The organism is Streptomyces sp. NPDC059524, from assembly GCF_042749255.1.
GTDB lineage: Bacteria > Actinomycetota > Actinomycetes > Streptomycetales > Streptomycetaceae > Streptomyces > Streptomyces xanthii.
Window position 1 is genome coordinate 1 of the sequence record NZ_JBHYTK010000259.1, and the last position, 6,746, is coordinate 6,746.

Sequence of the window (6,746 nt, forward strand, 5' to 3'; positions counted from 1 at the left end):
CCGGGCCGCCCCGGGGGGCGGCCCCGGTGACGTCTCACTCCGCGACGGGCGCCAGGCGCTGCGGGCCGCCGCTCAGCTCGGCCCGCAGCCGCTGCCGCAGCTTCCGGTCGTGCTCCGTCATGTGCTGCGGCCCGGTCAGGGGCGGTACGCCGCTGATGGGGGCGCCCGGCGCGGGCACCGGCTCGTACTTCGTCGGCGCCACCCGCACGGTGAGCGCCGTCGCGCCGACGATCAGCACCGTCACGGCGATCGCGGCCCGGGTCCAGAACCGGGTGCGCTTCTCGCCGCCGCTGCGCACCGTCGTCGACCGGGGCGCGTCCAGCTTCTCCGAGCCCGCCAGCTCGGTCAGCCGCTGGTGCAGCTGCTCGGGCACGGCGAGGCCGGGCAGCTGCTCGGCGACGGCTTCGCGGGCGTGCAGCACCCGGTTGGCGGCGGCCGGGGTGCTGGCCTCCGTCTCGGCCGCGGTCTCCGGCAGGTTCAGGCCGACGCCGTCGTAGAGCAGCAGCGTGCGCCGGTACGCGGGGGGCAGGCTGAGCAGCGCGTCCAGCAGCTTGCGGTCCTCCGGGTCGGCGGGCGGCGCCTCCGGGACGCGGTGGGCGCGGCGCAGCCGGTGCCAGGGCGACATCGCGTACTCGTACGCCGCGGCCCGCACCCAGCCCGCCGGGTCCGGGTCGACGGCCACCTCGGGCCAGCGCTCCCAGGCCAGCTGGAACGCCCGCTCCACGGACTCGCGGGCCAGCGCGCGACGGCCCGTCAGGAGGTAGGTCTGGCGCACGAGATACGGCGCGCAGTGGGCGTACAGGGCGTCGAAGGCCTCGGGCGGGGTGCCGGGGCGTTCGGACGGCGCGGGCTCGCGCCGCGGGGTCCTGCGGCGGGCCGGGCGGGCGGGGGAGGGGGCCCGGCGGTTCTTGCGCGCGGGGGTGCGCGCCGGGGCGCCGGCGCCCACGAGTTCGGGCTCGGCGGGCTCGGTGGGTCCGGTGGTCCCGGCGGGGCCGGAGGGCTCGACCGGGGCGGTGGATTCAGCGAGTTCGGCCGGTTCGGCGGGTTCGGCGGATTCGGCGGGTTCGGCGAGTTGGGAGAGGAGGCGTGCGTACGCCTCCGCCTTCCGGCCGCGCGGGGTGGTGCGGCCCGACTCCCAGGAGCGGACCGTCTCACGTGTCACGCCGACCTTCGTGGCGACCTGAGCCTGGGTCAGCGACCGCGACTCGCGGAGCCTGCGGCGCTCCTTCGGTGTCGGGAGTGGGGTGGCAGCGCCCTGCGTCATGGTGAACTCCACACACCCTTTCGCGGGAAAAAGTACATAAACGTATCTTGAGCGACACATCCGTACTTCGCCTGTTACGCCGTGAAAGCGCGTGTCGTTGGGAGCATGGCCCGGTGACCCAGATGACCGGCCGTGGAACCTCGTTGCCCCTGCTCCTCACCCGAGTGCGGGAACGATCACCGGGGCCCGCCGCCGGGGCGTTCGGCGGAGTCGTCGCGGCCGGGCTCGGGCTCGGCGGCTGCGCGGTGCTCGTCACCGTGCTCTGGATCAGCTCCCCGTACCCGGACAGCGGGCCCGACGGCGCCCTGCGCACCGCCGCCGCGCTGTGGCTGCTCGCCCACGGCGCGGAGCTGGTCCGCACGGACACGCTGTCCGGGGTGCCCGCGCCCATGGGCCTCAGCCCGCTGCTGCTGCTCGCCCTGCCCGTGTGGCTCCTGCACCGGGCGGCACGGGACGCCGCCGAGGGCACCGACGGACGGCCCCTGCCGCAGGCCGGCGCGGTCTGGGCCGGGGTCACGCTCGGCTATCTGCTGGCCGGCGCCGGCGCCGCGGTCTACGCCTCCGGGGGCGAGCTGCGCCCCTCCTGGCCGAGCTGCGCGTTCCACCTGGTGGCCGTCACCGTTCTGGCGGCGGGCGCCGGAGTCTGGACCGCGCACGGCCGCCCGCGCGGCCCGCTGCCCGCGCGGCTCGCCCGGCACGTGGACCGGCTGCCGTCCGCCTTCGTCCACGAGGTGCTGCCCGTCGGGGCGCGGGCGGCGGCCGCCGGAACCGCGGTGCTGCTCGCCGGGGGAGCGCTGGTGCTCGGCGCGGGCCTGGTCTGGCACGGGGGAGCGGTCCGTGACTCGCTCCTCCAGCTCACGGCCGCCTGGTCCGGCCGCTTCGCCGTGCTCCTGCTGTGCCTCGCCCTGCTGCCGAACGCGATGATCTGGGGCGCCGCCTACGCGCTCGGCCCCGGCTTCCTGCTCGGTACGGAGCACCAGGTCGGCCCGCTCGGCGGCGCCGCGGGGCCGCTCCTGCCCGCGTTCCCCCTCCTCGAGGCGGTGCCGTCGCGGGCCACGGGGACGCCGCTGACCTGGGCCGTCGGCGCGGTGCCGGTGGTGGCGGCGCTGACCGTGGCCCGGTTCGTGGTGCGCGGCGCGGACGAGGACTGGCCGCTGCGGCGGGTCGCGGGCGCGGTCGGCACGGCGGCGGTCCTGTGCGGGGCTGCCCTCGCCGGGCTCGCCGTGGCCTCGGGCGGGGCGCTCGGCGTGCACGCCCTGTCCGCGTTCGGCCCCGTCGGCTGGCTGACCGGGGCGGCGGCGGTGGCGTGGATCGCGGTGCCCGGGCTGCCGGTGGCGCTCGGGATCTGCTGGTGGCGCGCCCGCGAGTCCTCGGTCCGCCCGCGCCTGTCGGCCTGGGCCACGGGCTGGAAGGACCGCCGCGGTGCCGCGGCCGAGGCCAAGGAGTCCGCCCGCGCGGCAAAGGAAGCCTCCGCCGGCTTCGAGCCCTACGACTTCTTCCACGGCCAGGACCAGGAGGACCGGGAGTTCTTCGACGCGGCCCGCACGACCGTCCCGGCAGCCCCGCTCGCGCCGGCCCCGGCCGGAACAGACCGACCGGAGCCCGCCGCTGCCACAGAACCGACCACGGCCCCAGAGCCGACGGCTGCCACAGAGGCAGCCGCGACCCCTGCCACGCCCCCGGCCACCCCCGCCGACGCCCCCTCGGAGCCGGGCGGGCCCGCAGCCGCGGAGCCGGCGGACGAGGACCAGCAGGCCCGCTAGCTCGCGGCGCCCCGCACCCCGCCGGCCCGGCCGCAAGGATTCGGAGAGCGCGCGCTGCGGCGCAGGCGGGCGCACGCGCCGCCGCGAGCCTGTTCCGTCACCCCGGGCAGCGGCACATCGGAGCCCGGCGAGGTCGCGGCTGCGGAGCCGGAGAACGAGACGGGCAGGCCCCTGACCCTCGGCGAAACCCGACCTCGCCTGCCCGGCGCAGGCGTCACGGGAGTCGCCTCGACCCCGGCCACCCCCGCCGACGTCCCCTCGGAGCCGGGCGGGTCCGCCCCCGCGACGCCTCAGGGACCGCCCGATGCTCCGGGCGGTCCCTGAAAAGGTGGTCGTGTTGTTGGGGAGGGGTCAGCGGACGCCCAGGAGGGGGCGGAGCTGCTCCGGGAGCTGCTGTTCGCAGGACTTCTCCGCCGCGTTCGTCAGGGCGTCCGCCCGGCACTCGTAGTAGTCCGCGTACACGAGCTTGAAGCTGAACATCGCGGCGACCAGGGCGAGCGCGAGGCCGCCCGTCACCAGGCCTCCCACGGCCGCCGTGGTCTGCGGCCGGGTGGACTCCGGTGCGGCAGGCGCCGGCTTCGGGGCGTCCGGGTCCGGGGCGCCGCCCTTGCCGCGCAGGGCGCTGATGCCCCAGTACAGGGCGAGCGCGCCGAGCAGCAGGGCCACGTAGGGCCAGCTGAACAGGGCGAAGAAGAAGCCCCACATGCCGGACAGCAGGGCGTAGCGCGCGCGGCGCTGGACCGGGTCCGTGGGGTCCCAGCGCATGCCGCCGCTCGGGCCGGGGCCCTGCCCGTCGGGGCCGCCCTGGCCGCCGCCTCCGCCGGGGCGCTCGCCGAAGCGGCCGCCGCCGGTGCGGCCGGGCTGGCGGTCGCTCCACTGGCCGCCCCAGGGCGCCTGGCCCTCGGAGTCGTCGGAGCCCTCCGGGCGGCGGGGCTGCCAGGGGCGGTCGGGCGTGCCCTCCGGCGGCGGCGCGAAGGGATTGTCGTCGCCGGAACCGGACCCCGAGGACTCGGGCGCCTCCGGCTCCTTCTCCGTGGGTCGGCCTTCGCGCGACAGGACGGCGCCGGCGGGCAGCGTGAGGCGAAGGCTTCGATCCGGCATCAGGTGTGCGTCTTCCCCTAGGTCGTGGGCGAGGTGGAACGTCGGTCGGGCGGTGTGCTCGTCACGTCAACGTCCCACAACCGCCCGGCGTTCCGTCCCGCGCCGGTCTTCACCGGCGCATCCTGAACGCTGACGCTACCTCCCGCCCCGGCCCCCGTCCCGCGGGGGCCGTCCGGAGTGCCGGTATCGTTGCTGGCGGTCGGCCGCTTCGTAGGGTTCCCCGTATCGGGGACACCGAAGCCTTCGTACGACCGTACAAAGTCGCAAGACGCTCAGTTCCCGAGAAAGGGCCCCGTCGTGGCCAAGGCCAAGCGCCTCGTCGTGCTGGTCTCCGGATCAGGCACGAATCTGCAGGCACTGCTCGACGCCATCGAGGCGCAGGGCGCGGAGGCGTACGGGGCCGAGATCGTGGCCGTCGGCGCCGACCGCCCGGGCATCGCCGGCCTGGAGCGCGCCGAGCGCGCCGGTCTGCCGACCTTCGTCTGCCGCGTGCAGGACCACGCCTCGCGCGACGAGTGGGACCGCGCCCTCGCCGAGGCGACTGCCGCGTACGAGCCCGACCTCGTGGTCTCCGCGGGCTTCATGAAGATCGTGGGGAAGGAATTCCTCGCCCGCTTCGGCGGCCGGTTCGTGAACACGCACCCCGCCCTGCTCCCCAGTTTTCCCGGTGCGCACGGCGTGCGCGACGCCCTCGCGTACGGCGCCAAGGTCACCGGATGCACCGTCCACTTCGTCGACGACGGCGTCGACACCGGCCCGATCATCGCCCAGGGCGTGGTCGAGGTCCGGGACGAGGACGACGAGAGCGCTCTGCACGAGCGCATCAAGGAAGTCGAGCGCACGCTGCTCGTGGAGGTCGTGGGGCGTCTGGCCCGTGACGGCTTCACCATCGAGGGACGAAAGGTAGTCATCCCGTGACCGCGGAAAACACCGCCGGAAGCAACAAGCGGCCCCTGCGCCGGGCCCTGGTCAGCGTCTACGACAAGACCGGCCTGGAGGACCTCGCGCGCGGGCTCCACGAGGCGGGCGTCGAGCTGGTCTCCACCGGTTCGACCGCCGCGAAGATCGCCGGTGCCGGGGTTCCGGTCACCAAGGTCGAGGAGCTCACCGGGTTCCCCGAGTGCCTCGACGGGCGCGTGAAGACCCTGCACCCCAAGGTGCACGCGGGCATCCTCGCCGACCTGCGCCTGGAGGACCACCGCAAGCAGCTCGACGAGCTGGGCGTGCAGCCGTTCGACCTCGTGGTCGTGAACCTGTACCCGTTCCGGGAGACCGTCGCCTCCGGCGCCACCCCCGACGAGTGCGTCGAGCAGATCGACATCGGCGGCCCCTCCATGGTCCGCGCCGCCGCCAAGAACCACCCCTCGGTCGCGGTCGTCACCAGCCCGGCCCGTTACGCGGACGTCCTCGCGGCGGCCAAGGACGGCGGCTTCGACCTCACGACCCGCAAGCGGCTCGCCGCCGAGGCCTTCCAGCACACCGCCGCGTACGACGTGGCCGTCGCCTCCTGGTTCGCCGACACCGAGGCCAATAGCGGTTACACCGCGGGCGCCGCCGCGGACTCCTCCGGCTTCCCCGACTTCCTGGGCGCCACGTACGAGCGCAAGAACGTGCTCCGCTACGGCGAGAACCCGCACCAGGGCGCGGCCCTCTACGTGGACGGCACGGGCGGCCTGGCCGAGGCCGAGCAGCTGCACGGCAAGGAGATGTCGTACAACAACTTCACGGACACGGACGCCGCGCGCCGTGCCGCGTACGACCACACCGACCCGTGCGTCGCGATCATCAAGCACGCCAACCCGTGCGGCATCGCCGTCGCGTCGAACGTGGCGGAGGCCCACCGCAAGGCCCACGCCTGTGACCCGGTCTCGGCCTACGGCGGCGTCATCGCCGTGAACCGCCCGGTCACCAAGGAGATGGCGGAGCAGGTCGCCGACATCTTCACCGAGGTCATCGTCGCGCCCGACTACGAGGACGGCGCGCTCGAGGCCCTCACCAAGAAGAAGAACATCCGCGTGCTGCGCGCCCCGAACGGCCCGTCCGCGACCGTCGAGACGAAGCAGATCGACGGCGGCGCGCTGCTCCAGGTCGCCGACCGCATCCAGGCCGACGGCGACAACCCGGCCACCTGGACGCTCGCGACCGGCGACGCCCTCTCGCAGGGCGAGCTGGACGAGCTGGCGTTCGCGTGGAAGGCCTGCCGCGCCGTGAAGTCCAACGCGATCCTCCTCGCCAAGGACGGCGCCTCGGTCGGCGTCGGCATGGGCCAGGTCAACCGCGTCGACTCCTGCAAGCTCGCCGTCGAGCGGGCCGGCGAGGAGCGGGCGCGCGGCTCGTACGCCGCCTCGGACGCGTTCTTCCCGTTCCCGGACGGCCCGCAGATCCTGTTCGACGCCGGCGTGAAGGCGATCGTGCAGCCCGGCGGTTCCATCCGTGACGAGCAGGTCGTCGAGGCCGCCAAGAAGGCGGGCGTGACGATGTACTTCACGGGTACGCGCCACTTCTTCCACTGACGCACGGAGTAGTGAACGGGTGAGGGGCCCCCGCGGCCCGGCCCGCGGGCCCGCCCCACAGCCCCCCCGCCCCCCGCCGGGCCCACGGCCCACCCCGGCGGTCAG

At 75.3% G+C, this 6,746-nt stretch carries 5 protein-coding genes; 3 read left to right on the forward strand and 2 right to left on the reverse strand.

Annotation, left to right across the window (positions count from 1 at the left end):
• Nucleotides 1–34 precede the first annotated feature (34 nt).
• Nucleotides 35–1,264 (reverse strand): helix-turn-helix domain-containing protein, encoded by a 1,230-nt coding sequence (locus ACFW9D_RS37385; protein ID WP_384629851.1) that lies wholly within the window; start codon nt 1,262–1,264, stop codon nt 35–37.
• Nucleotides 1,265–1,386: 122 nt separating this feature from the next.
• On the opposite strand from ACFW9D_RS37385, the gene ACFW9D_RS37390 reads away from it, so the two are divergent.
• The gene (locus ACFW9D_RS37390) at nt 1,387–3,027 is read left to right on the forward strand and encodes a DUF6350 family protein (protein WP_384629857.1); all 1,641 of its coding nucleotides are present in this window, start codon (nt 1,387–1,389) and stop codon (nt 3,025–3,027) included.
• Nucleotides 3,028–3,378: 351 nt separating this feature from the next.
• Here ACFW9D_RS37390 and ACFW9D_RS37395 read toward each other — a convergent pair whose 3' ends face one another.
• On the reverse strand, nt 3,379–4,128 hold the full coding sequence (locus ACFW9D_RS37395; protein WP_384629853.1) for a hypothetical protein: 750 nt from the start codon (nt 4,126–4,128) through the stop codon (nt 3,379–3,381).
• Between the two features lie 297 nt (nt 4,129–4,425).
• Between ACFW9D_RS37395 and purN the strand changes: the two genes are divergently transcribed.
• Nucleotides 4,426–5,046, forward strand: coding sequence for a phosphoribosylglycinamide formyltransferase (gene purN / locus ACFW9D_RS37400; protein ID WP_188337295.1), 621 nt, complete (start codon nt 4,426–4,428; stop codon nt 5,044–5,046).
• Nucleotides 5,043–6,641, forward strand: coding sequence for a bifunctional phosphoribosylaminoimidazolecarboxamide formyltransferase/IMP cyclohydrolase (purH, locus tag ACFW9D_RS37405; RefSeq protein WP_384629855.1), 1,599 nt, complete (start codon nt 5,043–5,045; stop codon nt 6,639–6,641). Before purN ends, purH begins: the two co-directional genes overlap by 4 nt.
• Nucleotides 6,642–6,746: the final 105 nt, after the last annotated feature.

What these genes read in the sequence shown, in the direction of transcription:
- ACFW9D_RS37390 (WP_384629857.1), top strand. Translation starts at nt 1,387, where the DNA reads ATGACCGGCCGTGGAACCTCGTTGCCCCTGCTCCTCACCCGAGTGCGG.
- ACFW9D_RS37395 (WP_384629853.1), bottom strand. Translation starts at nt 4,128, where the DNA reads ATGCCGGATCGAAGCCTTCGCCTCACGCTGCCCGCCGGCGCCGTCCTG.
- ACFW9D_RS37385 (WP_384629851.1), bottom strand. Translation starts at nt 1,264, where the DNA reads ATGACGCAGGGCGCTGCCACCCCACTCCCGACACCGAAGGAGCGCCGC.